This window comes from Pseudomonas azotoformans (assembly GCF_900103345.1).
In the GTDB taxonomy this organism is placed as follows: domain Bacteria; phylum Pseudomonadota; class Gammaproteobacteria; order Pseudomonadales; family Pseudomonadaceae; genus Aquipseudomonas; species Aquipseudomonas azotoformans.
The window spans coordinates 2,206,923-2,233,314 of the sequence record NZ_LT629702.1 but is presented as its reverse complement, the minus strand read 5'-3'; the positions used below and the strand labels follow the sequence as shown (position 1 = coordinate 2,233,314).

Annotated in this window: 22 protein-coding genes and 1 pseudogene; 12 read left to right on the top strand and 11 right to left on the bottom strand. The window is 61.6% G+C overall.

Annotated features, from left to right (window positions below; genetic code table 11):
* Positions 1-26: 26 nt before the first annotated feature.
* The 6 genes from BLR69_RS09675 to BLR69_RS09650 all read left to right on the top strand — a co-directional run bounded on the left by BLR69_RS09675 (position 27) and on the right by BLR69_RS09650 (position 10,294).
* Positions 27-1,754 carry an autotransporter assembly complex protein TamA gene (locus tag BLR69_RS09675; RefSeq protein WP_071493455.1) on the top strand — a complete coding sequence of 576 codons (1,728 nt, stop codon included), beginning with the start codon at positions 27-29 and terminating at the stop codon, positions 1,752-1,754.
* Positions 1,754-5,425, top strand: a complete 3,672-nt coding sequence (locus tag BLR69_RS09670; RefSeq protein WP_071493454.1) for a translocation/assembly module TamB domain-containing protein — start codon at positions 1,754-1,756, stop codon at positions 5,423-5,425. The genes BLR69_RS09675 and BLR69_RS09670 overlap by 1 nt, the downstream gene beginning before the upstream one ends.
* A gap of 203 nt (positions 5,426-5,628) precedes the next feature.
* Entirely contained in the window at positions 5,629-6,102 is a 474-nt protein-coding gene (locus tag BLR69_RS09665; RefSeq protein WP_058423859.1) for a MarR family winged helix-turn-helix transcriptional regulator, read from the top strand.
* Positions 6,099-7,550 carry an efflux transporter outer membrane subunit gene (locus BLR69_RS09660; RefSeq protein WP_071493453.1) on the top strand — a complete coding sequence of 484 codons (1,452 nt, stop codon included), beginning with the start codon at positions 6,099-6,101 and terminating at the stop codon, positions 7,548-7,550. The genes BLR69_RS09665 and BLR69_RS09660 overlap by 4 nt, the downstream gene beginning before the upstream one ends.
* 15 nt (positions 7,551-7,565) lie before the next feature.
* Positions 7,566-8,765: an HlyD family secretion protein gene (locus tag BLR69_RS09655; RefSeq protein ID WP_071493452.1), complete on the top strand. Its 1,200-nt coding sequence runs from the start codon at positions 7,566-7,568 to the stop codon at positions 8,763-8,765.
* A complete protein-coding gene (locus BLR69_RS09650; protein ID WP_071493451.1) occupies positions 8,765-10,294 on the top strand; it encodes a DHA2 family efflux MFS transporter permease subunit in 1,530 nt (509 codons plus the stop codon). Before BLR69_RS09655 ends, BLR69_RS09650 begins: the two co-directional genes overlap by 1 nt.
* Positions 10,295-10,429: 135 nt before the next feature.
* On the opposite strand, the gene lpxH is transcribed toward BLR69_RS09650, so the two are convergent.
* Both lpxH and BLR69_RS09640 read right to left on the bottom strand, forming a co-directional pair.
* On the bottom strand, positions 10,430-11,179 hold the full coding sequence (gene lpxH / locus BLR69_RS09645; RefSeq protein ID WP_071493450.1) for a UDP-2,3-diacylglucosamine diphosphatase: 750 nt from the start codon (positions 11,177-11,179) through the stop codon (positions 10,430-10,432).
* Positions 11,176-11,679 (bottom strand): peptidylprolyl isomerase, encoded by a 504-nt coding sequence (locus tag BLR69_RS09640; RefSeq protein ID WP_010209496.1) that lies wholly within the window; start codon positions 11,677-11,679, stop codon positions 11,176-11,178. Before BLR69_RS09640 ends, lpxH begins: the two co-directional genes overlap by 4 nt.
* Positions 11,680-11,917: 238 nt before the next feature.
* Here BLR69_RS09640 and BLR69_RS09635 point away from each other — a divergent pair, with 238 nt between their 5' ends.
* Both BLR69_RS09635 and cysS read left to right on the top strand, forming a co-directional pair.
* Entirely contained in the window at positions 11,918-13,618 is a 1,701-nt protein-coding gene (locus BLR69_RS09635; RefSeq protein ID WP_071493449.1) for a glutamine--tRNA ligase/YqeY domain fusion protein, read from the top strand.
* Between the two features lie 21 nt (positions 13,619-13,639).
* On the top strand, positions 13,640-15,028 hold the full coding sequence (gene cysS, locus BLR69_RS09630; protein WP_071493448.1) for a cysteine--tRNA ligase: 1,389 nt from the start codon (positions 13,640-13,642) through the stop codon (positions 15,026-15,028).
* Between the two features lie 353 nt (positions 15,029-15,381).
* Here the strand turns inward: cysS and BLR69_RS09625 are convergent, their stop codons facing one another.
* A complete protein-coding gene (locus BLR69_RS09625; RefSeq protein WP_071493447.1) occupies positions 15,382-15,930 on the bottom strand; it encodes a dihydrofolate reductase family protein in 549 nt (182 codons plus the stop codon).
* Between the two features lie 112 nt (positions 15,931-16,042).
* Between BLR69_RS09625 and lepB the strand changes: the two genes are divergently transcribed.
* Positions 16,043-16,711: a signal peptidase I gene (lepB, locus tag BLR69_RS09620; RefSeq protein ID WP_071493446.1), complete on the top strand. Its 669-nt coding sequence runs from the start codon at positions 16,043-16,045 to the stop codon at positions 16,709-16,711.
* A gap of 50 nt (positions 16,712-16,761) precedes the next feature.
* Positions 16,762-17,220 (top strand): HIT family protein, encoded by a 459-nt coding sequence (locus tag BLR69_RS09615; protein ID WP_071493445.1) that lies wholly within the window; start codon positions 16,762-16,764, stop codon positions 17,218-17,220.
* Between the two features lie 126 nt (positions 17,221-17,346).
* On the opposite strand, the gene BLR69_RS09610 is transcribed toward BLR69_RS09615, so the two are convergent.
* From BLR69_RS09610 to BLR69_RS31135, 7 genes and pseudogenes are all read right to left on the bottom strand, one after another.
* Complete coding sequence (locus tag BLR69_RS09610) at positions 17,347-17,685, bottom strand: Na+/H+ antiporter subunit G (RefSeq protein ID WP_028616866.1); 339 nt, start codon at positions 17,683-17,685, stop codon at positions 17,347-17,349.
* A complete protein-coding gene (locus tag BLR69_RS09605) occupies positions 17,682-17,960 on the bottom strand; it encodes a K+/H+ antiporter subunit F (protein ID WP_005789171.1) in 279 nt (92 codons plus the stop codon). The genes BLR69_RS09610 and BLR69_RS09605 overlap by 4 nt, the downstream gene beginning before the upstream one ends.
* The gene (locus BLR69_RS09600; protein ID WP_071493444.1) at positions 17,957-18,445 is read right to left on the bottom strand and encodes a Na+/H+ antiporter subunit E; all 489 of its coding nucleotides are present in this window, start codon (positions 18,443-18,445) and stop codon (positions 17,957-17,959) included. Before BLR69_RS09600 ends, BLR69_RS09605 begins: the two co-directional genes overlap by 4 nt.
* Positions 18,442-20,124, bottom strand: a complete 1,683-nt coding sequence (locus BLR69_RS09595; RefSeq protein ID WP_071493443.1) for a monovalent cation/H+ antiporter subunit D — start codon at positions 20,122-20,124, stop codon at positions 18,442-18,444. The genes BLR69_RS09600 and BLR69_RS09595 overlap by 4 nt, the downstream gene beginning before the upstream one ends.
* Entirely contained in the window at positions 20,121-20,465 is a 345-nt protein-coding gene (locus BLR69_RS09590) for a Na+/H+ antiporter subunit C (RefSeq protein ID WP_003192163.1), read from the bottom strand. Before BLR69_RS09590 ends, BLR69_RS09595 begins: the two co-directional genes overlap by 4 nt.
* Positions 20,465-23,386, bottom strand: a complete 2,922-nt coding sequence (locus tag BLR69_RS09585) for a monovalent cation/H+ antiporter subunit A (protein WP_071493442.1) — start codon at positions 23,384-23,386, stop codon at positions 20,465-20,467. Before BLR69_RS09585 ends, BLR69_RS09590 begins: the two co-directional genes overlap by 1 nt.
* Positions 23,387-23,644: 258 nt before the next feature.
* Positions 23,645-23,767: pseudogene (locus tag BLR69_RS31135) on the bottom strand (EamA family transporter); the annotation flags it as partial.
* Between the two features lie 144 nt (positions 23,768-23,911).
* Between BLR69_RS31135 and BLR69_RS30735 the strand changes: the two are divergent.
* Entirely contained in the window at positions 23,912-24,277 is a 366-nt protein-coding gene (locus BLR69_RS30735) for a hypothetical protein (protein WP_134434992.1), read from the top strand.
* A gap of 384 nt (positions 24,278-24,661) precedes the next feature.
* Here the strand turns inward: BLR69_RS30735 and BLR69_RS09580 are convergent, their stop codons facing one another.
* Positions 24,662-25,597 carry a DMT family transporter gene (locus BLR69_RS09580; RefSeq protein WP_071493441.1) on the bottom strand — a complete coding sequence of 312 codons (936 nt, stop codon included), beginning with the start codon at positions 25,595-25,597 and terminating at the stop codon, positions 24,662-24,664.
* Between the two features lie 92 nt (positions 25,598-25,689).
* Between BLR69_RS09580 and BLR69_RS09575 the strand changes: the two genes are divergently transcribed.
* On the top strand, positions 25,690-26,253 hold the full coding sequence (locus BLR69_RS09575; protein WP_071493440.1) for a helix-turn-helix domain-containing protein: 564 nt from the start codon (positions 25,690-25,692) through the stop codon (positions 26,251-26,253).
* The last annotated feature ends 139 nt before the right edge of the window (positions 26,254-26,392 follow it).

Genomic DNA, 26,392 nt, shown 5'->3' with positions numbered 1-26,392 from the left:
CCCTTGCTCGTGTAGCATCCGCGCCTATGAAGTTTCCAGGAAGATTTACCAGCGGCTTGATTCTGCTGTTCACAAGCTGCGGCGCATTGGCGCAAAGCGAACTGGACGTGCGGATCAAACCCTCAAACGACGCGTTGAAAGCCAACATCGAAGGCTATATCGGCGGGGTGGGCGATCGTGATGAAGAAGCCCTGCTGCGGTTCAGCCGTGGCGCCGAGGAGCAGGCGCGCAAAGCGGCTCAGGCCCTTGGCTTCTATCAGCCACAGATTGACAGTGAGGTGAAAGGCGGCAAGAACCCGCGCCTGATCCTCACCATCGACCCCGGCGAACCGGTGCATTTGCGCAACGTGACCATTCGGGTCGACGGCCCTGCCGCAGACCTCAAGACCTTTCGCGTGCCCGTCAGCAAAGACCTCAAGGCCGGCGCCGTGCTCAACCACGGCCATTACGAAGACGCCAAGCGCTTGATCCAGAACCAGGCCTCGCGCTACGGTTTTTTCAGTGGGCGCTTCACCCGCCAGAAACTGGCGGTAGACCCCAAGGCCGGTGTCGCCGATATCGAACTCATCTATGACAGCGGTCCGCGTTATGCCTTGGGCAAGGTCAGCTTTGCTGGCGACACGCCGTTTGACGAAGAACTGCTGCAACGCATGGTGCCGTTCAAAAGCGGCACGCCCTACGATTCCGAACTGATCGCCGAACTCAACCAGAACCTGCAAGCCAGTGGGTTTTTTGAAGGTGTGCGCGTGGATGCTGCTCCGGCAGCCTCGACCAATGACATCATCCCGGTGGCCGTGCGCCTGGAGACCCGCAAACCCCGCACCATGGGGCTGGGCCTGGGGTTCTCCACCGACGTCGGCCCGCGCGGCAAAGCCAACTGGACCCGCCATTGGGTCAACCCTCAGGGCCATAGTTATGGTTGGGAGGCCGAGCTATCGGCACCACGGCAGAACGTCGGCCTGTGGTACGACATTCCGCTGGACCCACCGCTCACCGACAAACTGCGCTTCGCCGGTGGCTATCAGAACGAAGAAATCGCCAACACCGACACCCTGAGTAAATTGCTCACCGTGGGCCCGGAGTGGCACAGCAAGCTGCCCAGCGGCTGGACCCGGGTGATTTCGCTCAAGTACCAGCGTGAAGAATATCGCCTGGGCAATGACTCCGGCCTGAGTAACCTGGTGATGCCAGGGATCAGCTACTCCTACCTGCGCAGTGACAACCGTATCGACCCGCACAACGGCTACCGCCTGCAATTCGACACCAAAGTCGCCAAGGAAGGCCTGGGCTCCGACACCAACCTGCTTTACGGCACGGCCATGGTCAAAGGCCTGACGACGCTGTGGGACAACCATCGCTTCCTGGCCCGTGCGCAGGTGGGCGGCAGCGCCACCAACGGCTATAACTCGGTGCCGCCGTCGCTACGTTTCTTTGCCGGTGGTGACCAGAGCGTGCGCGGCTACGAGTACCAGACGCTGTCGCCGGAGAATGATCGCGGCGACCGTATCGGTGGCCGCTACATGGTGGCCCTGAGTGCCGAGTATCAGTATTCCATCGCCGAGAAATGGCGGATCGCGACGTTCGTCGACCAGGGTAACTCCTTCAATAATCTGGACCTGCCCAGCCTGAAAACCGGCGTCGGCGTCGGTATCCGCTGGGTGTCGCCGGTCGGCCCGATCCGCCTGGACCTGGCCCATGCCCTGGAAGACCCGGGCGGCGTTCGATTGCACTTTTCCATGGGGCCTGAGCTGTGATGCGTGGTGTGAAAATAGCGGGGCTGGCGGTAGTGGCCAGCCTTGCCGTGTTGTTGCTGGCACTGTGGGCGGTGCTGGGCACCCAGGCGGGCAGCCGCTGGGCGTTGGGCAGCGTGCCGGGGTTGACCCTAGAGAATTTCCAGGGGCATTTGGGCGGCCAGTGGAGCGCCGATCAGGTGCTGTGGCAGCAGGACGGCAGCCGTGTCGAGCTCCAGGCGCCCAAGCTGGATTGGTCGCCGGCGTGTCTGTTGCGCATGACCCTGTGCATCAATCAACTGGATGTCGAGCAAGTCAGCCTGCAATTCCCCCCCAGTACCGAGCAGAGCAGCGGCCCGATCGAGCTACCCGACCTGAAACTGCCGCTGGCCATCCAGTTGGGCGATGTTCGCGTCGGCAGCCTGCTATTCAATGGCAGCGAAGAACTCAAGGGCCTGCAACTGGCGGCGCACTGGACGGCTGCGGGCATGCAGATTGATTCGGTGCATCTGCAACGTGATGGCCTGGTGCTGGACCTGGCTGGTCTGCTGCAACCCACCGGCGACTGGCCATTGAACGCCAGCGGCAACCTGAGCCTGCCTTACGCGCCCGGTGGTGAGCAGTGGACGGTTGGCCTCAAAGTCGAAGGCGACTTGCTCAAGACCCTCACCGTCAACGGCGATAGCCATGGCTACCTGGACGGCAGCCTGCTGGCGCAGTTGCAACCGCTGGCAGAAGATCTGCCGGGACAAGTGCTGATCAAGTCCGATGCATTCAAACCGGATGCCGGTTTGCCGGACACCCTGCAACTCAATGAGCTGGTGCTCCTGGCCAAGGGCGACCTGAAAACCGGTTATGTGCTCTCGGGCAAGGCGTCGCTGCCTGCCGAAAAGAGCCCGGTAAGCCTGTTGTTGCTGGGGCGCGTGGATGCCAAAGGGGCGCAGATTGAAAAACTCGACCTGTATGGCGACGACAAGCAAAGCCTGAAGCTCAGCGCCAACCTGGACTGGCAGCAAGGCTTCAGCGCCGACGCCAAGGTCGATTGGCTGGACTTCCCCTGGCATCGCCTTTACCCCGTCATCGATGAGCCCCAAGTCGCGCTGCATACATTCAATGGCGAGATCTCCTACAAGGATGGCAACTACCTGGGCAACCTCAAGGCCGATCTCGACGGCCCTGCAGGCAAGTTCAACGTGGTCACGCCGTTCAGTGGCGACCTCAAGCAAGTTTTCCTGCCTGAGCTGAAACTCACTGCCGGCCAGGGCAAGGCCGAGGGCCACCTGAACCTGCAATTTGCCGATGGCATCGCCTGGGACACGGCACTCGACCTGTCGGCGCTGAACCCGGCGTACTGGGTCGCCGAATTGCCCGGCACCCTGGCCGGGCCGCTGCGCAGCAAGGGCGAGTTCAAGCACGAGCAGCTCAAGCTGAATGCCGACCTCGACCTCAAGGGCCGCCTGCGCGGGCAAACCGCCGTGCTGGTCGCCAAGGCCGAAGGCGCGGGCGAGCAATGGACCCTGGCCAACCTGGATATCCGCCTGGGCGACAACCGCATCAACGGCAGCGGCAGCCTGCAACAACGCCTGGCCGGGCAGATCGACATCAAGCTGGCGCGCCTGGCCCAGTTGTGGCCGCAGTTGCGTGGGCAGGTCAACGGCCGACTCAATGTGGCCGGCAGCCTCACGGCACCCCAAGGCAAACTCGACCTCAAGGGCCAGCAACTGGCGTTCGCCGATAACCGCCTGCAAAGCCTCACCCTCGACGCCAGCCTCGACGGTGCCCAGCGCGCCAAGATTGACCTGAAAGGCAGCGGTATCCAATCCGGCGAGACCCAGGTCGGCACCCTGACCGCCAGTGCCCAGGGCGATATCAAGAACCAGAAGGTCCAGCTCGACCTCGCCGGCCCGCTGGTCAAGCTGGCCCTGGCGTTGGACGGCAACCTCGACAACGGCAACTGGCGCGGGCGCCTGGCCAGTGGCGATGTCCAGGCCGGCGGCCAGGACTGGAAACTGCAAGCCCCGGCCAGGATCGAACGTATGGCGGATGGCAGGCTGACCTTTGCCGCGCATTGCTGGGTGTCCGGGCCGGCCAGCCTGTGCGGCGAAGACCAGCGCCTGATGCCGGAGCCGAAGCTGCGTTACCACCTCAAGCAATTCCCCATCGACAGCCTGGCGGCGTTCCTGCCCAAGGATTTCGCCTGGCAGGGCAAGCTCAATGCCGACCTGCAACTGGACCTGCCGGCCAGTGGCCCCAAGGGCGTGGTGATGGTGGACGCCAGTGGTGGCACCTTGCGCGTCAAGGACAAGGACCAGTGGCTGGATTTTCCCTACAACACCCTGAAACTGGAAACCACCCTCAACCCCAAGCGTATCGACACGCAGCTCAACTTCCAGGGCGGCAAGCTCGGCGAACTGTTGTTGCAGGCGCAGATCAACCCGTTACCCAAGAACAAACCCATCACCGGCAACTTCAGCCTGGTCGGCCTCGATCTCGCGGTGGCACGGCCGTTTGTGCCGATGGTGGAAAAACTCACCGGCAAGCTCAACGGCAACGGCCGTCTCTCCGGCGGCTTGCTGGCGCCCCAGGTCAACGGCAACGTCAACCTGGTGGGCGGTGAGATCTCCGGCCCGGAACTGCCCATCAGCCTGGAAGGCCTGAATGTGCAGGCGCTGATTGCCGGCGAAAGTGTGCAGCTCAACGGCGCCTGGCGCAGTGGCAAGGCCGGGCAGGGCAGCCTCAAGGGGCAGGTCGACTGGGGTAAGGCGCTGGTGGTGGACCTCAGTTTGCAAGGCTCGCAGTTGCCGGTCACGGTCGAGCCTTACGCGGTGCTGGAAGTAGCGCCGGACCTGAAAATCAGCCTGAAGAACGACAAGTTGGCCATCGCCGGCAACGTGCATATCCCACGCGGCGATATCACCGTGCGCGAGCTGCCGCCGTCGACGGTCAAGGTCTCGGATGACACGGTGATCATCGGCAGCCAGACCGAAGAGGGTAAACCGCCGATGGCCATGGCGATGGATATCAACGTGGTTGTGGGCGAAGACAAGCTCAACTTCTCCGGCTTCGGCCTCACCGCCAAGGTCCAGGGCCAGGTGCACATCGGCGACAACCTCGACACCCGAGGCGAGCTATGGCTCAACGATGGCCGCTACCGCGCCTACGGCCAGAAGCTCGATGTGCGGCGTGCGCGGCTGTTGTTTGCCGGGCCGCTGGACCAGCCATTCCTGGATATTGAAGCCATCCGCAAGACCGGCGATGTGGTCGCGGGTATCCGCCTCAGCGGCAGCGCGGAACAGCCCACCACGCAAATCTTCTCCGAACCGGCCATGAGCCAGGAACAAGCGCTGTCCTATCTGGTGCTGGGGCGTCCGCTGAGCACCACCGGTGAAGACAACAACATGCTGGCCCAGGCCGCTCTGGGCCTCGGCTTGATGGGCAGTGCGGGGGTCACCTCGGACCTGGCGAAGAACCTGGGCATCCAGGACTTCGAACTCGACACCCAGGGCAGCGGCAACACCACCGCCGTGGTGGCCAGCGGCAAGATCACCGAGAAACTCAGCCTGCGTTATGGGGTAGGGGTGTTCGAACCGGCCAGCACCATTGCCTTGCGCTACCTGTTGAGCAAGAAGGTGTACCTGGAAGTGGCGAGCGGCGTGGCCAGCTCATTGGACATCTTCTACAAGCGCGATTTCTAAGCCACACAGTGACAAAAATGTGGGAGGGGGCTTGCCCCCGATAGCGGTGTTTCAGTCGGCTTCAAGTTGACTGACCCACCGCTGTCGGGGCAAGCCCCCTGTTACATTACCAAGCAAGCTAATAATTCCATTTGACATTCGCTGCCTAAGCAGTAACATCTTGTCATACATTCACTGCCTAGGCAGTAATAAGGTGACTTCCGATGCCCCACTTCACCCCTGACAGCTTTCGCAACTGCCACCTCGGCCTGCTCCTGGGCCGGGCGGCGCTGCTCAAGGACCGCATTATCGACACCCATATGGAGCCGCACGGCGTGACCGCTGCGCAGTTCAAGGTGTTGATCATCATCGCCCAGTTCGACGTGGATACTCCGGCGGAGCTGTGCCGCAACCTGTCCCTGGACAGCGGTTCCATGACCCGCATGCTCGACCGCCTGGAGCAAAAGGGATTGCTGGCACGCCAGCGTTCCGAGCAGGACCGGCGCCAGGTGCGCCTGGTGCTCACCGAAGACGGCCAGCGCCTGGCGGACATGCTGCCGCACATCGGCGCCCAGTCGATGAACGAACTGGCCGGCGCCCTGGAGCCCGGCGAGTTGCAGACGCTGGAGCGGATCCTCAAGAAAATTCTGGTAGCTGCCGGTGACGCCATCGTCATCCAGCGGGTAGGTAAAGAATGAACAGACGCGCACTTAGCCTGGTGCTGGTGGCCATGAGCATGGCCGGTTGCGCCAACTACAGCGGCCTCGACACCCAAGGCAAACGCCTCGACGCCGGCACATTGCAAACCGGTAAAACCTTGAGCGGCGTGACCCTGTCGAGCGCTGCCTGGCCGACCGCCGACTGGTGGAAAAGCCTCGGCGACCCGCAACTCGATGGCCTGATCCAGGAAGCCCTGCACAACAGCCCCGACATGCAAGTGGCCAGCGCCCGTGCCCACCAGGCCGAAGCCGCCGCCTACGCCGCCGACGCAGCGCGCATGCCGACCCTGGATGCCAGCGCCGGTGTGACCCGCTCACGCCTGGCGAAAGACCAGGACCCACGCGGGCAGGGTGATGCCTACTCGACCGTGCGCAATATCGGCGCCAGCTTCAACTACACCTTCGACCTCTGGGGCGGCCAGCGTGCGGCCTGGGAAGCCGCATTGGGTGAAGCGCGTGCCGCCCAGGTCGACCAGCAGGCCGCGCGCCTGACCCTGGCCGCCAACGTGGCCAAGGCCTACAGCGACCTGGGCCAGGCCCATATCGTGCGTGACCTGGCCAACGATGACCTCAAGCGTACCCGGCAGATGCTCGACCTGAGCAAACGCCGGCTGAATTCGGGTATCGACAGCCAGTACCAGTACCAGCAGACCGAAAGCCTGGAAGCCAGCTCCCAGTCGCAACTGATCGACGCGGAAAAACAACTGCAAAGTGCCAAGATCGCCCTGGCCGTATTGCTCGGCAAAGGCCCGGACCGTGGCAGTGAACTGGCCCGGCCCAACGTACTGAAACCCAGCGCTGTCGCCGTGCCCTCGGTGCTGCCGGCCGAGCTGCTGGGCCGGCGCCCGGACCTGATCGCCGCACGCTGGCGGGTCGAATCGGCGGGCCGCAACATCGACGCCAGCAAGACGCGCTTCTACCCCAACCTCAACCTGAGCGCGAGCGCTGGCGCCGAGTCGTTGCTGGGGGATGCGATGTTTGGCTCGGCCAGCCGCTTCTTCAACATTGCGCCGACGATATCGCTGCCGATCTTCGACGGCGGCCGCCTGCGTGCCGACCTCGACGCCCGCGACGCCGACTACGACCTGGCCGTGGCGCAATACAACAAAACCCTGGTGCAAGCCCTGGGCGATATCGGCAACACCCTTTCGCAACTGCGCGACACCGGCCGGCAGATCCAGGCCCAGCAACATGCCGCGGACATTGCGCAGCAGTCCTACGACACCGGGTTACAGCGCTACAGCTCCGGGATCGGTAACTACCTGGATGTGCTCAGCATCGAGCAGCAATTGCTGCAGGCCCAGCGTCAGCTGGCAACCCTGAATGCTGCGCAGATCGATCTGTCGATTCAACTGATGCAGGCCCTGGGCGGCGGCTACAGCGCCGACAACGTGGCAGCGACCACCCCCGCCACACGCACGGAATAATTTGAGGTATTTGTTATGGCCACTGCCGAAAACACCAACGCAACCGAACAACCCAAAGACAACAACCCACGCAAACGCAAAGTGATGCTGATCGGCCTGGCGCTGATCGTCATCCTCGCCGTGGTCGGCGTGTGGGGCTGGTACGAGCTCTACGGCCGCTTCAGCGAAAGCACCGACGACGCCTACGTGAACGGCAACGTGGTGGAAATCACTCCGCTGGTCACCGGCACCGTGGTCAGCATCGGCGCCGACGATGGCGACCTGGTCCACGAAGGTCAGGTGCTGATCAACTTCGACCCGAACGACGCCGCCGTCGGCCTGCAAAGCGCCCAGGCCAACCTGGCCCGCACCGTGCGCCAGGTGCGTGGCTTATACAGCAACGTCGACGGCATGAAGGCCCAGGTCAATGCGCAGAAAGCCGACGTGCAGACTGCCCAGGACAACTTCAACCGGCGTAAGACTCTGGCCCAGGGCGGGGCGATTTCCCAGGAAGAACTGTCCCACGCCCGTGACAGCCTGACCGCCGCGAAAAACGCCCTGACCAACCTTGAGCAACAACTCAAAACCACCAACGCGCTGGTGGATGACACAGTGATCAGCTCCCACCCGGATGTGCAGGCCGCCGCCGCGCAATTGCGCCAGGCCTACCTGGCCAATGCGCGTAGCACCTTGATCGCACCGGTCACCGGCTATGTGGCCAAGCGCACCGTGCAATTGGGCCAGCGCGTACAACCGGGTACCGCCTTGATGGCGGTGATCCCGCTGAACCAGCTGTGGATCGACGCCAACTTCAAGGAAACCCAACTGCGTGACATGCGCATTGGCCAGCCGGTGGACATCGAGTCGGACATCTACGGCAGTGACGTTAAATTCAGCGGCACCATCGACAGCCTCGGCGCCGGCACCGGTAGCGCATTTGCCCTGCTGCCAGCGCAGAACGCCACGGGTAACTGGATCAAGATCGTGCAACGGGTGCCGGTGCGTATCCACATCAATGCCGAAGAACTGGCCAAGCACCCGCTGCGTGTGGGCCTGAGCACCCTGGTCAAGGTCGACCTGCACGACCAGAGCGGCCCGGTCCTGGCGCAGCAGGCACCGCAGAAGGCCTCGTTCAGCACCAACGTGTATGACCGCCAACTCGCTGAAGCTGACGCCATGATCACCCAGTTGATCCATGACAACAGCCTCGCCGCGCCCAAGGCTGTGCAACGCTGATGAGCAATAACGCCTCCTTCACGCCACCCAGCCTGTTGATGGCCACTATTGGCCTGTCGCTGGCGACCTTTATGCAGGTGCTCGACACCACCATCGCCAACGTGGCGTTGCCGACCATTTCCGGCAACCTGGGCGTGAGTTCGGAGCAGGGCACCTGGGTCATCACCTCGTTTGCGGTGAGCAACGCGATTGCCTTGCCGCTGACCGGCTGGCTGAGCCGGCGGTTTGGCGAGGTGAAGCTGTTCTTGTGGGCGACGATGCTGTTTGTGCTGGCCTCGTTCCTCTGTGGTATTTCCTCGTCGATGCCCGAGCTGATCGCCTTCCGCGTCATACAAGGCCTGGTGGCCGGGCCGTTGTACCCGATGACCCAGACGCTGCTGATCGCCGTCTACCCGCCGGCGAGGCGAGGCATGGCCCTGGCGTTGCTGGCGATGGTTACGGTGGTGGCGCCGATTGCCGGGCCGATCCTCGGCGGCTGGATTACTGACAGCTACAGCTGGCCGTGGATTTTCTTCATCAACGTGCCCATCGGCATCTTTGCGGTGATGGTGGTGCGTTCGCAGTTGAAGAAACGCCCGGTGCAGACCAGTTATCAGCCGATGGACTACGTCGGGTTGCTGAGCTTGATCGTCGGGGTTGGCGCATTGCAGATCATTCTCGACAAGGGCAATGACCTGGACTGGTTCGAATCCAACTTCATTATCGTGGGCGCGGCGATTTCGGTGATTGCCCTGGCGGTGTTCATCATCTGGGAACTCACCGACAAACACCCGGTGGTCAACCTGAAGCTGTTCGCCTACCGCAACTTCCGCATCGGCACCATCGTATTGATCCTGGGGTACGCGGGTTTCTTCGGCATCAACCTGATCCTGCCGCAGTGGTTGCAGACCCAGATGGGCTACACCGCGACCTGGGCGGGCCTGGCGGTGGCGCCGATTGGTATTTTGCCGGTGCTGATGTCGCCGTTCGTGGGCAAGTACGCGCACAAATTCGACCTGCGCCTGCTGGCGGGCCTGGCCTTCCTGGCGATTGGCTTGAGCTGCTTCATGCGCGCAGGCTTCACCAATGAGGTGGACTTCCAGCACATCGCCCTGGTGCAGCTGTTCATGGGGATTGGCGTGGCGCTGTTCTTCATGCCGACCTTAAGCATCTTGATGTCCGACCTGCCGCCGCACCAGATTGCCGATGGCGCGGGCCTGGCCACGTTCCTGCGTACCCTGGGCGGCAGCTTCGCGGCGTCGCTGACCACCTGGATCTGGATTCGCCGGGCGGACCAGCACCATGCGTACATGAGCGAGAACATGACCACCTACGACTCGGCGACCCGCGATGCCTTGCAGGCGCTGGGCGGGGCAGGGCAGAAGGCCTACACGCAGCTGGACCAGATCCTCACCAGCCAGGCGTACATGATGTCCACCGTGGATTACTTCACGTTGCTGGGGTGGATGTTCATGGGGTTGATGCTATTGGTGTGGTTGGCCAAGCCGCCGTTTACGGCGAAGGCGGGGCCGGCGGCTTCCGGCCACTGATTTCGGGATGTACGCGGTCAAAAATGTGGGAGCGGGCTTGCTCGCGAAGGCGGTGCGTCAGTCAATTTATGTATCGACTGAGCCACCGCCTTCGCGAGCAAGCCCGCTCCCACATTTGAACTATGTGCGCAGGGGTTATGTGCCGGGCAGTGCCAGTTGCGGGTTCACAAAATCAAACGCCGCCAACTGAAACCCTTGCTCATCCACCTGCAACGCCCAGCCCTGCTTGTCCCAATCCCCCAGCACAATGCGCTTGGCCGCCTGGTCGCCAATCTGCAACTTGTGAATGGCGGGGCGGTGGGTGTGGCCGTGGACCAGGGTGCGCACGCCGAACTGCTGCATCACCCGTGGCACTTCCTCGGGCGTTACATCGACGATGTCGTTGGCCTTCATGCGCGTCTGCGCACGGCTTTCACTGCGCAGCTTGCGCGCCAGCTTGTGGCGTGTGCCCAAGGGCAGGTGGCGCAGGATAAACAGCACGATCGGGTTACGCAGGATGCGTCGCAGCTTCATATAGCCGACGTCGCGGGTACAGAGGCTGTCGCCGTGCATCAACAGCACGGGCTCGCCATGCAGCTGCACGACACTCGGGTCCTTGAGCAAGCTGGCACCTGCCGCTTTGCAGAACGCCTTGCCGATCAGGAAATCGCGATTGCCGTGCATGATGAAAATCGGGGTGCCGCTGTCGCTCAGTTCGCGCAGGGCTGAGCAAATGGAGCGCTGGAACGGTGTCATCCCATCGTCGCCAATCCAGGCTTCGAAGAAGTCCCCCAGAATGTACAACGCCTGGGCGCCACGGGCGCGGCCGTGGAGCAGATCCAGAAACGCCCGGGTAATGTCCGGGCGCTCCTCTTCCAGATGCAAATCTGAAATCAGCAATATCACCCAACGATCTCGGCTTTCTCGACGATCACGTCTTCTACCGGAACGTCCTGGTGACCGGCTTTACCGGTGGTCTGCACACCTTTGATCTTGTCGACGACGTCCTGGCCTTCGGTGACTTTACCGAATACCGCGTAGCCCCAGCCCTGCACGTTCTTGCCGCTGTGGTTCAGGAAGGCGTTGTCGGCCACGTTGATGAAGAACTGCGCGGAGGCCGAATGCGGCTCCATGGTACGGGCCATGGCGACGGTGTACTTGTCGTTGGAAAGGCCGTTGTCCGCTTCGTTCTGGATGCTTGGGCGCTTGTCTTTCTTTTCTTTCATGCCAGGCTCGAAACCGCCGCCCTGGATCATGAAGTTGCCGATGACACGGTGGAAAACGGTGTTTTCGTAGTGGCCGGCGTTCACGTACTCGATGAAGTTGGCGACGGTGATCGGCGCTTTCTCGGCGTTCAGCTCGATGACGATGTCACCGTGGTTGGTGGTCAGTTTGACTTGAGTCATGTTCACTACTCTTTTCAGGGAATTCGTGGGTTTGGGTGCATGGGCACCACGACCGGTATGGCGAAACTGCGGCCAAGGCGCGCAGTTTAGCGTGCCCTGCAGGAATTTCGAGGTGGTTTTTTACCACTGGTGCGTTAAATGCACCGCAACCCTGTCAGCGACTTGACAGCATCAGCTATGATAAGCCCTTTGTTTTATCGGCCTAGCCCGGCCACGTACTTGTCTGTTCAAGGATCCTATGAGCAAGCCCACTGTCGACCCTACCTCGAATTCCAAGGCCGGACCTGCCGTCCCGGTCAATTTCCTGCGCCCGATCATCCAGGCGGACCTGGATTCGGGCAAGCACACGCAGATCGTCACCCGCTTCCCGCCAGAGCCCAACGGCTACCTGCACATCGGTCACGCCAAGTCGATCTGTGTGAACTTCGGCCTGGCCCAGGAATTCGGCGGCGTCACGCACCTGCGTTTCGACGACACCAACCCGGCCAAGGAAGACCAGGAATACATCGACGCCATCGAAAGCGACGTGAAATGGCTGGGCTTCGAGTGGTCCGGTGAAGTGCGCTATGCCTCGCAGTATTTCGACCAACTGCACGACTGGGCCGTCGAGCTGATCAAGGCCGGCAAGGCCTACGTCGACGACCTGACCCCGGAGCAGGCCAAGGAATACCGTGGCACCCTGACCGAACCGGGCAAGAACAGCCCGTTCCGCGACCGTTCGGTCGAAGAGAACCTCGACTGGTTCGCCCGCATGCGCGCCGGTGAGTTCCCGGACGGCGCCCGCGTACTGCGCGCCAAGATCGACATGGCTTCGCCGAACATGAACCTGCGCGACCCGATCATGTACCGCATCCGCCACGCCCATCACCACCAGACGGGCGACAAGTGGTGCATCTACCCGAACTACGACTTCACCCACGGTCAGTCGGACGCCATCGAAGGCATCACCCACTCCATCTGCACCCTGGAGTTCGAAAGCCATCGCCCGCTGTACGAATGGTTCCTCGACAGCCTGCCGGTGCCGGCGCACCCGCGTCAGTACGAATTCAGCCGCCTGAACCTGAACTACACCATCACCAGCAAGCGCAAGCTCAAGCAACTGGTTGATGAAAAGCACGTACACGGCTGGGACGACCCACGCATGTCGACGCTGTCGGGCTTCCGTCGCCGTGGCTACACGCCTGCGTCGATCCGCAACTTCTGCGAGATGGTCGGCACCAACCGTTCCGACGGCGTGGTCGACTACGGCATGCTCGAGTTCAGCATCCGCCAGGACCTCGACGCCAACGCCCCACGCGCCATGTGCGTGCTGCGCCCGTTGAAGGTCGTGATCACCAACTACCCGCAAGACCAGGTCGACCACCTCGAGTTGCCGCGTCACCCGCAAAAAGAAGAACTCGGCGTGCGCAAGCTGCCGTTCGCCCGTGAAATCTACATCGACCGCGATGACTTCATGGAAGAGCCGCCAAAAGGCTACAAGCGCCTGGAGCCAAACGGCGAAGTGCGCCTGCGTGGCAGCTACGTGATCCGTGCCGACGAAGCGATCAAGGACGCCGATGGCAACATCGTCGAACTGCGTTGCTCGTATGACCCGGACACCCTGGGCAAGAACCCCGAAGGCCGCAAGGTCAAAGGCGTGATCCACTGGGTGCCGGCGGCCGCCAGCATCGAGTGCGAAGTGCGTCTGTACGATCGCCTGTTCCGCTCGCCGAACCCTGAAAAGGCCGAAGACAGCGCGAGTTTCCTCGACAACATCAACCCTGACTCCCTGCAAGTACTTACGGGTTGTCGTGCTGAGCCATCGCTTGGCGACGCACAGCCGGAAGACCGTTTCCAGTTCGAGCGCGAAGGTTACTTCTGCGCGGATATCAAGGACTCGAAACCAGGTCGCCCGGTATTCAACCGTACCGTGACCTTGCGTGATTCGTGGGGCCAGTGATCAAGTCTTAAGGGATTCATCGTGCTAACGATCTACAACACGCTCAGCAAGACCAAAGAAGTCTTCAAGCCGCTGGATGGCAACAAGGTGCGCATGTACGTGTGCGGCATGACCGTGTACGACTACTGCCACATCGGCCACGGCCGCAGCATGGTTGCCTTCGACCTGGTAACCCGCTGGTTGCGTTTCAGCGGCTATGACTTGACGTACGTGCGCAACATCACCGACATCGACGACAAGATCATCAACCGCGCCAACGAAAACGGCGAGTCGTTCGACGCGCTGACCGAGCGCATGATCGCCGCAATGCACGAGGACGAGGCCCGCCTCAACATCCTCAAGCCGGACATGGAACCGCGTGCCACGGACCATATCCCGGGGATGCACGCCATGATCCAGACCCTGATCGACAAGGGTTACGCCTACGCACCAGGCAATGGCGACGTGTACTACCGCGTCGCCAAGTTCATGGGCTACGGCAAGCTGTCGCGCAAGAAAATCGAAGACCTGCGCATCGGCGCGCGCATCGAAGTCGACGAAGCCAAGCAAGACCCGCTCGACTTCGTGCTGTGGAAAGGCACCAAACCCGGCGAGCCGAGCTGGGAGTCGCCGTGGGGCGCCGGGCGTCCGGGCTGGCACATCGAATGCTCGGTGATGTCCACCTGCTGCCTGGGCGAGACCTTCGACATTCATGGCGGCGGCAGCGACCTCGAGTTCCCGCACCACGAAAACGAAATCGCCCAGAGCGAAGCCGCCACCGGCAAGACCTACGCCAACGCCTGGATGCACTGCGGCATGATCCGCATCAATGGCGAGAAGATGTCCAAGTCCTTGAACAACTTCTTCACCATTCGCGACGTGCTGGAAAAGTACCATCCCGAGGTTGTGCGTTACCTGCTGGTGTCGAGCCACTACCGCAGCGCCATCAATTACTCGGAAGACAACCTCAAGGACGCCAAGGGCGCCCTGGAGCGTTTCTACCATGCGTTGAAAGGCTTGCCCGTTGTCGCCCCAGCCGGCGGCGAAGCGTTCGTTCAGCGCTTTACCCAGGTGATGAACGACGACTTTGGCACGCCGGAAGCCTGCGCGGTGCTGTTCGAGATGGTCCGTGAGATCAACCGTTTGCGTGAGAGTGATCTCGACGCAGCGGCCGGCCTTGCTGCTCGCCTGAAAGAGCTGGCCAGCGTGCTTGGGGTTCTGCAAATGAAGCCTGAGGACTTCCTGCAAGCCGGCGCCGAAGGGCGTGTGGATGCGGCTGAGGTGGATGCGCTGATCCAGGCGCGTCTGGCAGCGCGCGCCAATAAAGACTGGGCGGAATCCGACCGTATCCGTGACCAACTCACCGCCATGGGCGTGGTGTTGGAAGACGGGAAGGGTGGGACGACGTGGCGGTTGGCTGATAAGGCTTGATCGGTAAATGCTGAACGAAAAACGCCCCGACTGGTTCGGGGCGTTTTTTTGCACATCGGTTTAACGGCTTACTCGATCGACTGTGGTAGCTGGCAGGGCAGGCGAGGAGTGCCCTGTGGCGAGCGGGCTTGCCCCGCGTTGGGCTGTGAAGCAGCCCCAGCACCTGCGGCCGAAGAGTGCCTGATTCACCGCATTCCTCCTTCCAGGGTCGCTTCGCAACCCAGCGCGGGACAAGCCCGCTCGCCACAGGTTATGCGCGAGATTGAAAGTTGTGCTGATACGTATGTCGCGATAACAGCGTGTCTGCCACATATCGATTCGCCCACCTTCATTGCCCGCTGGCTTTGCAATTGCTACGACAGCGATACTTGATAGCGGCTCTGCACAAATCCATTGTCCGATACATACGTGCCGAGATGACGAAGTTCTTGCTCGCTGCCCATCTGGCTGAACAAACAAACCCCTTTGCCCAGCAACACTGGTATGCGTGTGATGATCAACTCCTCGATCAGGCCCGCTTCAAGAAACGCCTGGATCGTCTGCCCACCGTCGATATACAGATGCTTCACGCCGCGCTCGGCTAACGTCGTCACCAGTGTGGTCACGTCTCCTGCCATGACCTCAACCTTGCCTTCCAGATGCGCCGGGATCTCCAGGTGCTGGCGAGACAGGACAACGACCGGCGTACCCTCATAGGGCCACTCCGGAAAGGACAGTACCTTCTCCAGGGTCTTGCGTCCCATCACCAGTGCATCCACCGTGGCGATGAAACTTTCGTAAGTCACGCCGTTCAACTCGGCGGTTTCATACTCCGGCCGGTGCAACCAGTCGATATCACCGTCCGGGCGGGCGATGAAGCCGTCGATGCTGGCGGCGATAAACACCGAGCATTGGATATCCATGGCGAAAACTCCTTTTTGTGCGCTTGGACGCTAATGTTGATTTAATCCTCGCGTGTAACAACCGGGCGTCTGGGAAACAGCCCTGATGCCCCTGTCTGCCGTGCGAGGATGTATGCGAAGTTGGTTGATCCGTTACCGTTACGCAATCATTTTCTGGTTGTGCTTCGGCGTTTTCCGTACCTCTCTGGCGGACTGGAATCCCATTCCCTCCGGCTCCATGCGCCCGACCTTGCTGGAGGGCGATGTGGTGCTGGTCAATCGTGTGGCCTACGACCTCAAGCTGCCGCTCACGGACATTTCCCTGGCCCAACTCGATAACCCCCAGCGCGGTGATGTGGTGACGTTCTCGTCGCCCAAGGACGGCATGCGCCTGATCAAGCGCATCGTCGGCATTCCCGGTGACACCCTGGAAATGAAAGATGAGGTGTTGTGGGTCAACGGCGTGCCTGCCACCTACAGTGATGCGCAGGACATCAGCGAGCCTATCGTTCCCGGCCATGCGGTGCCGGGGATCAAGCTGAACGAGTTGGCGGCCAGCCGGCAGCGCACGGTGCAGTTCATACCGACGGTGCGGGCGATGCGCAGTTTCGGGCCGGTGGTGGTGCCGGCTGACAGCTATTTCATGCTCGGGGACAACCGCGACAACAGCGATGATTCCCGGTACATCGGCGTTGTGCCGCGCCGGCTGTTGATCGGGAGGGCGCATCATGTGCTGGCATCGGCACAGATTCCGGGTGATTGGATGCCACGGTTTCGCAGGTTTGGCTCGCCTATCTTGTAATGGAAGTTGTGCTATTTGAAGGGCACCAAGAACCACTGATGGAGACTCGAATGACGTGTATTTTCTGCAGCATCGTCCAAAAGACTTCCCCGGCGCACATTCTGTGGGAAGACGACCAGCACATGGCCTTCCTGTCGATCTTCCCCAACACCCCGGGGTTCAGCGTGGTGATCCCCAAGCAGCATTACGGCAGTTATGCGTTTGCGCAGTCGGATGAAGTGTTGGCCGGGCTCGCCGTCGCCGCAAAGAAAACCGCACAACAGATCGACCGTGCGTTTCCCGATGTGGCGCGCACCGGGATGATCCTGGAAGGGTATGGGGTGGATCACCTGCATGCGAAGCTGTTTCCCATGCATGGGACCGGCGGCGATAGCACCTTCAAGCCCATCAGCTCCAAGGTGGAGAAGTTCTTCGAAGCCTATGAGGGCTATATCTCGTCCCACGATTTTGTGCGGGCAGATGATGCCGAGCTAGCGAAGTTGGCGGCGCACATCAGATCATTTGTCTAATGCAAAACCAAATGTGGGAGCGGGCTTGCTCGCGAATGCGGTGGGTCAGTCGCTGATGTGCTGACTGAAAAACCGCATTCGCGAGCAAGCCCGCTCCCACATTTTTTACTGTGTTCGCTTGATGAATCAGCGGCGGCTGCTGACTTCGGCCGGTACGTCGTCACCGGCCATGCGCTTGCGGAACAGTGCAGTGCGGGCCAATAGCAACGTGGTCACTGGCACGGTGATCGACAACAAGATCGGAATCAACCACCCGTGCAACACCGGCCCGGACTTGAGCACCGAAAAATAGATAATCGACGCCAACGCCACACACCAGGCCCCCAACGTCGAAGCCAGTGCCGGCGGGTGCATGCGCTGGAAGAAGTCCTTCATGCGCAGCAAGCCGATCGCGCCAATCAACGCAAACACACTGCTGAGCACCAGCAATACCGCGACGACGATTTCCATCCATAACGGCATCATTCAATCACCTCCCCACGCAACAGGAATTTCGCCAGGGCAAACGAGCCTACGAAGCCGAACAGCGCGATCAGCAGCGCCGCTTCAAAGTAGGTGTCACTGGCATACCGGATACCCAGCACCAGCATCATCAACATCGCCAGGATGTACAGGTAGTCCAGCGCCAGTACCCGGTCCTGGGCTGACGGGCCTTTGAACAGGCGGATAAGCGTCAGCACCATGGCCAGGGAGAACAGGAACAGGCTGAACAGGATCGCATTGGAGAGCAGCGCGCTCATTCGAAGATCTCCATCAGGGGCCGTTCGTAGGTGGTCTTGAAGTGCTCGATGAAGGGCGCCTCATCGTCCAGGTCGAATACGTGCAAGAGCAGGATGCTGCGGTCCAGCGCCAGTTCCGACCAGATGGTGCCGGGCACCACGGTGGTGATCATCGACAGCGCGGCGAGGCCGTTGGGGTCGCGCAGGTCCAGGGGAATCCTGATGAAGCGCGAACGCGGTGGGCGGGAGCCGCAGGTCAGCACGCCCCAGGCCACTTGCAGGTTGGAGACGATCACGTCACGGCCCACCAGGAAAAACAGGCGGATGATCACGCCGGGGCGACGGATGCGGATCGGCAGTGGTCGCAACGGTGCCATCAGCAGCGGCGCAAGAAAGCCCAGCAGTGCACCCAGCAGCAGGTTGCCCGGGCTGACCGACAGGTTCAGCACCAGCCACAACACCCACAGCGCCAGGGACAACCACGGGGCAGGGAACAGTCGCTTCATGGCTGCACCTCCAGCGCGGCGGCCTGGGCTTCGGGGCTCGGCACCGGTCGCGTCGCCATCACCGCCATCACGTAGTGTTCCGGGTTGTTCAGGCTGACGGCGGTGGCCTGTGTATAGCGCATCAGCGGCTCGGCCTTGAAGGTCAGCAGGATGCTCAAGCCCAGCAGGAAGAAGATCGGCAAGCACTCGTAGCGACGCAGCAGCGGCGAAGGGCGTTCCTCAGGGGTCCAGAAACGCTGGATGCCCAGGCGTGCGAAGGCAATCAACGAGGCCAGGCCGGAGAGAATCAGCAGCGCCACCAAGCCCCAGGCGGCCGGTCGGATCGGTTCGTCAACACTGACGCCCAGGCCCAGCGGATTGACCAGCGCACTCAACAGACTGAGCTTGCCGATAAACCCGGAGAGCGGCGGCATGCCGATAATCAGCAGGGCACAGGCAATAAAGCTCAAGCCCAGGAACGCCATGGTCCAGGGAATCACCTGGCCGACCACGGCTTGCTGCTCGTCATCGAGGTTGACGCCAGGGCGCGGATGCAGGGATTCCATGGCCTTGGGCAGCGCATCGATCTCTTCATCCAGCGGCAGGTCGTTGGCCGAACGCGAGCGCTCGATCAACTCAGCCAGCAGGAACAGCGCACTCAAGGCCAAAGTAGAACTGACCAGATAGAACAGCGCGCCCGCCGTCAGGCTTGGCTGGGCAAACCCCACTGCGGACAACAGAATTCCCGCCGACACCAGGATGCTCAAGCTGGCCATGCGCTCCAGGCGCTGCGCCGCGACCATCGCCAGCGCCGCGCAGATGATGGTCGCCATGCCGCCATACACCAGCCAATCCCCACCAAACAGCGCCGACGCCCCGGCCTGGCCGGAGAACAGCAGGGTCCACAGGCGCAGCACGGTGTACACGCCAACCTTGGTCATGATCGCAAACATCGCCGCCACCGGCGCGCTGGCCGAAGAGTAGGCGGGCGCCAGCCAGAAGTTCAGCGGCCACATGCCAGCCTTGGCCAGGAACGCCGTCGCCAGGATCGCCGCACCGGCATGCAGCAGGCCACGATCAGCCTCCGGCACCAGCGGGATTTTCAGCGCAAGGTCCGCGAAGTTCAGCGTGCCGGTCACACCGTAGATCATCGCCGCGCCAATCAGGAACAGTGAAGACGCCAACAGGTTGATCGCAATGTAATGCAACCCCGACGACACCCGCGCGCGCCCGGAGCCATGCAGCATCAAGCCATAGGAGGCCGCCAGCAGCACTTCGAAGAACACGAACAGGTTGAACAGGTCCGCCGTGAGAAACGCGCCGTACAACCCCATCATCTGAATCTGGAACAGCGCGTGGAAGCTGGTGCCCGCGCGATCCCAGCGGGCCATGGCGAACAGCAGCGCACTCACGCCGATGATCCCGGTGAGCACCAGCATCAGCGCCGACAGTTGGTCCACCACCAGCACAATGCCGAACGGCACTTGCCAGTTGCCCGGTAGGTAAACCCCAATCGAGCCGGGGCCGCCTTTTTGCGTCCAGTACAGCAGCAGGATGGCGATGCCCAGGCCGATGACGCTGGAGAACAGGTTGATTTTCGCCTTGAGCGGGCGGCGCTTTTCGCCAAGCATCAGCATCAGCGCGGCCGTCATCAACGGCAGCAGGATCGGTGCGACGATCAGTTGATTCACCCAATTCATTCCTTGGGCTCCCGGCCGTCCACATGGTCGGTGCCGGTCAGGCCCCGTGACGCCAGCAGCACCACCAGGAACAGCGCGGTCATGGCGAAGCTGATCACGATGGCCGTGAGCACCAGGGCCTGGGGCAGGGGGTCGGTGTAGTTGAGCAGGTCTTGCGGCACGCCGTCCTTGATGATCGGCTCCTTGCCGATAAACAGGCTGCCCATGCTGAAAATGAACAGGTTGACCCCGTACGACAGCAGACACAGGCCCATCACCACCTGGAAGGTCCGTGGTCGCAGGATCAACCAGACGCCGGAGGCCGCCAGGACTCCAATGGCAATTGCGATGACTTCTTCCATCAGGCGGCTCCTTCCGTTGCGGCAACCACTTTGGCCTGGTTGCTCGGTTTATGGGCCCGCACGGACTGGTGACCGAGGGCGGTGAGCATCAGCAGCGTCGAGCCGACGACCATGGCGTACACGCCGACGTCGAAGAACAACGCGCTGGCGATATGAATGTCGCCAAGCAACGGCAGGCTGAAATGCCAGGTGTGAGTGGTGAGGAATGGGTAACCGGCAAACAACGCGCCGAGCCCGGTCAGGGTTGCCGACAGCAGCCCGAAGCCCATCCAGCGCATCGGCCGCAGGCTCATCTGCGCCTCGACCCACTGCGTACCGGCGACCATGTATTGCAGGATGAACGCCACCGACATCACCAGCCCGGCGACAAACCCGCCACCCGGCTGGTTGTGGCCGCGCATGAACAGGTAGAACGACACCACCAGCGCAATCGGCAGCAGCAGGCGCACCAGCACCGCCGGCACCATCATGAAGCCCAGCGCGGTGTCGCTGGCCTGGCGCGGGTTGACCAGGTCGGTGGCCACGTCCGGCGCCAGTTGGCGCTGTTGCGCGGGCAGTTGCATGCTTTCTTTTGACGGGCGGAAGCGCCGCAGCAGGGCATACACCGTCAGCGCCACGGCGCCGAGCACGGTGATTTCACCCAGGGTGTCGAAGCCCCGGAAGTCCACCAGCATCACGTTCACCACATTGCTGCCGCCGCCTTCGGGCAGGGCGCGGCTCAAGTAGAACGAGGAGATATCGTTGGGCGTCTGGCGCGTCAGCATTGCGTAGGACAGCAACGCCATGCCGCCACCCACTACGGTGGACAGCAGGAAGTCACGCAGGCGACGGATGCGCGCCTTGCGCAGCGAGCTGGGCAGTGGCGACACCTCTTCGATCCGCCGTGGCAGCCAGCGCAGGCCGAGCAGGATCAGCACGGTGGTCACCACTTCGACCACCAATTGGGTCAGCGCCAGGTCCGGTGCCGAGAACCACACGAAGGTCACGCAGGTCATCAGGCCGCACACGCTGACCATGGTCAGGGCCGCCAGCCGGTGGTACTTGGCTTGCCAGGCGGCGCCGAGCGCGCAGGCAATCGCCAGCAGCCACAGGGTCACGAACACGATGGAGCCGGGGATCTTCGGGCGGTCGCCCCAACTGAGGCCACTGTTGAGCATCGGGATCATGCCGCCGATCACCGCCACCAGCACCAGCAGGAACAACTGGGTCTGCAGGCGCTTGGTGCTGATGCGTTTTTCGATCCTGCGCACGCCACGCATCATCACCACCAGGCTGCGCTCAAAGCCGCGCTTGCCGTTGAAGTAGCTGATCACCGGCGGGTACTTGAAGCGGCCACGCTTGAGTTGCTTGCGCAGCAGCAGGTACAGCACCACGCCACCGGACATGGCCACCAGGCTCATGATCATCGGTGCGTTCCAGCCGTGCCAGATCGCCAGGCTGTATTCCGGCAGCACGCCGCCCACCACCGGCAACGCGGCGGCGGCGAGGATCGAACCGACCACCTGCGCCGGGAAGATCCCCACCAGCAGGCAGGTGAACACCAGCAGCTCGACCGGTGCGCGCATCCAGCGCGGTGGTTCGTGAGGCGTATGCGGCAAGTCGGTCGCGGGCGGGCCGAAGAACACGTCGACGGTGAAGCGCAGGGCGTAGGCCACGCTGAACGTACCGGCGATGGTCGCGATCAGTGGCAGGGCGAACTCCACCCAGGCGGTCGAGGTGATGAACACGGTTTCGGCGAAGAACATCTCTTTGGACAGGAACCCGTTGAGCAACGGCACGCCGGCCATGGACGCACTGGCCACCATCGCCAGGGTCGCGGTAAACGGGATCAACCGCACCAGGCCGCTGAGCTTGCGGATGTCTCGCGTACCACTTTCGTGGTCGATGATGCCTGCGGCCATGAACAGCGAGGCCTTGAACGTGGCGTGATTGAGGATATGGAACACGGCTGCGACGGCAGCCAGTGGGCTGTTGAGGCCCAGCAGCAAGGTGATCAGCCCGAGGTGGCTGATGGTGGAGTAGGCCAGCAGGCCCTTGAGATCATTCTGGAACATGGCGCAGTAAGCGCCGAGGAGGAGGGTGAGGGCGCCGGCACCGCCGACGATCCAGAACCATTCTTCGCTGCCGGACAGCGACGGCCACAGGCGGGCCAGCAGGAACACGCCGGCCTTCACCATCGTTGCCGAATGCAGGTACGCCGACACCGGCGTAGGGGCCGCCATCGCGTGGGGCAGCCAGAAGTGGAAGGGGAACTGTGCGCTTTTGCTCAAGGCGCCGATCAGCACCAGGGCCAGCATGACCGGGTACAGCGAATGCGCGCGGATCTGCGCGCCCGCCGCCAGTACCTGGTCCAGGTCATAGCTGCCGACGATATGCCCCAGCAACATTACGCCCGCCAGCAGGCACAGGCCGCCGGCGCCGGTGACCATCAGCGCCATGTACGCCCCACGGCGCGCATCGGCGCGGTGGTGCCAGTAGCCGATCAGCAGGAACGAGAACAGGCTGGTCAGTTCCCAGAAGAACACGATCTGGATCAGGTTGCCGGAGATCACCAGACCGAGCATGGCGCCCATGAAGGCCAGGAAAAACGCGAAGAAGCGCGGCACCGGATCGTCCGGCGACATGTAATAGCGCGCATACAGCGACACCAGCGTGCCGATGCCCAGCACCAGCATCGAGAACAGCCAGGCAAACCCATCCATGCGCAGCACGAAGTTCAGCCCGAGGCTGGGCAACCACATGAATTCTTCGCGGATCACGCCACCGTGGGCGATCTGGGGGTAGAGCAGGGCGACTTGAATAGTGCCGACCAGGGCCACCAGGCCGGCCAGCAGGGATTCGGTGTTACGTGCATTGTGCGGCAGCAAGGCCGCCAGACAGCTGCCAATGAACGGCAGAAGCAGTAGAACTATCAGGGACATAGGCTTCTAATCTGCGGGAGTTTGGGATGCATCATACGTGCCGCTTTCACGATCACCAAACGGCAAGATGTGGCAGGATCCTACAAGCCAAGCTGAAATCGCCCATTTCGCGTTGTTTCAGAAAACCGATTCGGGCACGCGGCACCGCCCCCTGTGGGAGCCGGGCTTGCCCGCGATGGCGATCTGACAGCCATTTCAACTATTCGGACCTCATCCCTGCTGTTCCTGTTCCCTCTCATCGTGCAATTGGAGGGCCTTCTGCCCTAACGATACGAGTGACACATACCGCGCGGTGATAAATGCCGACTGGCTGCGGGGAATGCTCTGCAGAGCGTTGGTCTGCAAGTCATAAACAAACATGATCGATCCGTCGATGAGGGCCCGGCCTTCAACGCCAGCGTCTTTATGTCAACTGTCAAGTCTGACAGGTTTCAATGCGCGCACCGGGTGTTAGATTAGGCCCTCGATACCACAGTTAGTTGTTGCCAGCGGGTGTCGAGCAACTAAACAATGGAGGTTCATGCAATGGATGTTTTTATTCCTGCCCCAGGCTCAAGTCTGCCGGGCGCGATTCTACCAGATCCCTCGATTACTCCCGTGAATGCAGATGGCACTATCAATCATGCTGATATTGCGGCCAACCTTGCTTATATACACATATACCCATACGCCGGTATCCAGTTGGGGGATGAAATTACGTGCGTCCAGGAAATCCTGGGTGGGACATGGTTTAGCTTTAGAGAAGTAACCGACCCAAGCGTTTCTGTCAATGTGCGCGTCAGGCCAGTCGATGTGGAGGGCGGTTCTTATACAATCGTTTCTTATACAGTGAAACGCGCTGATGGGACTCCTTTGGGACATTCTGCGAAGCGCCACTACGATGTAGTTTAAAAGCGCCTGTCGATCTTCTCATCATATGAACCGTTTAGTTGTCAGGCATTTTTATATGATGAGAATATCAAGAGTATATTCAACGGGTTTAAGTGTTTGCTCTCGAAGTCAGAGTTGACGTAGCGCACAGCGCCGTCGTGGCGACAGCACTCGTGACGTGATGCCGCCAGCGACGTTGGCAATACACTGATTTTCATTGTGCCGCTGTCGGCGTTCTTTATCGGGCACTCGGCGGCTTATTACAGGATTACTTCTTCCTCGGGAAATCCGATGACATCCCGTGCCGCGTGATATGAAATCAAATCCTGAGCCGCTTTCACGATCACCAAACGGCAAGATGCGGCAGGATCCTACAAGATAGGCCGAAAAACCCTTAAAGGAACGTCAGTTCTGGCGCTTCTGCTCCAGCTCTTCTTCCAGTTCCAGCTCCAGTGCCTTTTGCCCCTTGGTCTTCATCTCGCTGACAATCACCGCGACCACGATCAACGCCGCTCCGACCATGGCGATGGGGGCAAAACGTTCACCGGCAATGCGTCCGATCACACCGGCCCATACCGGCTCACCTGCGTATATCAGGGTGGCCCGCGTCGGTGAAACACTGCGTTGCGCCCAGTTCATCGCCACCTGGATCACCGCACTGGTCAAGCCCAGGCCCACCGCGCTGAACACCAGCAACCAGGAAAACCCCGGCAGCGCCTCGCCCATCGGCACCACCATCAGGAATGACAACACCGACGCGGTGGCCAGTTGCACCACGGTGACGCGGCGTACATCCACTTGGCCGGCATAGGCGCTGATCAGAATGATTTCGGCCGCTACCGCCATTGCGCAGATCAGCGTGGCGATTTCACCGGGGCTGAAATTGAAGGACGCGCCCGCCGGCCCGGTCAACAGCATCAGCCCGGTAAACGCCAGCATGATGCCGATGCTCGGCATCAGTGTCGGCCGCCGCCCCAGTACCAGCCACTGCAATAACGGCACGAATGGCACATACAGCGCGGTAATAAACGCCGATTGGCTGCTGGGAATGCTCTGCAGGCCGATGGTCTGCAAGCCGTAGCCAAACATGATCGACACGCCGATGAAGACCCCGGCCTTCAATTCCAGCAGGGTCAGGTCGCGCAGGGTGCGCAAGGTAAAGAACCCCACCACAAGCGCCGCCGCCGCAAAGCGCAGACCGACAAAAAACATCGGCCCACTGACCGTCATCGCATGTTGCACCAGCAAAAAGGTGCCGCCCCAGATCATGGTGATCACCACCAAGATGCATTCGGCTTTGCTGAAACGGTTGAAACGAGGGGAGGCGTTCGGGGTGGTCATGGCGGCTCGGTCTTGCAAGGGAAAGGCACGGACCGCACAATGCGCCGCACGCTGGGCAGTATACTGCGCACACCCACCCATTGAGCAATATAGTGCACAAAGAAAATCCACATCGGGCCTCGGTCCTGCAGCACGTCAGCCAGAACGTCCGTCGCCTGCGCCACGCCGCCGACCTGAGCCAGACTGCGCTCTCGGAAAAATCCGGGGTCAGCCGGCGCATGCTGGTGGCCATCGAGGCGGGCGAAAAGAACGTCAGCCTGTCCACCCTCGACCGCGTGGCCGAAGCGTTGGACGTGGCTTTCAGCGACCTGATCCAGGCGCCCGATGCCCCCGACCACAGCCGCATCAATGAACTGGCCTGGGCCGGTGAAATCCCCGGCAGCAAGGCGGTGTTGCTGGCCAAGGCCACGGCGCGGCGTGAAGTCGAGTTGTGGGAGATGCAACTGGAGCCGGGCGATCGCTACAGCCCGGACCCCGACCCGGACGGCTGGAGCGTGCAGCTATTTGTATTCCAAGGCTGCCTCACGCTGCTGGTGGGCGATGAAGAAAAGCACGTCGCTGCCGGTGAGTTTTATATGTTCGCCAGCCGTCACGTGCATGGCTATCGCAATGACGGCGACGTGGCGGTGCGCTTTGTGCGCAATGTGGTGATCTAACTGTTCCTGCGGCAACACTGGATGGACACTTTGCTGGTTTGAAACGCGCTCGACTGCGTTGAAATGCCAGCAACTCGCTGATTTTATTGGCGACTGGATTCAGGCACGACTTCTGCAATCACCCAGGTCATCCCCTCGG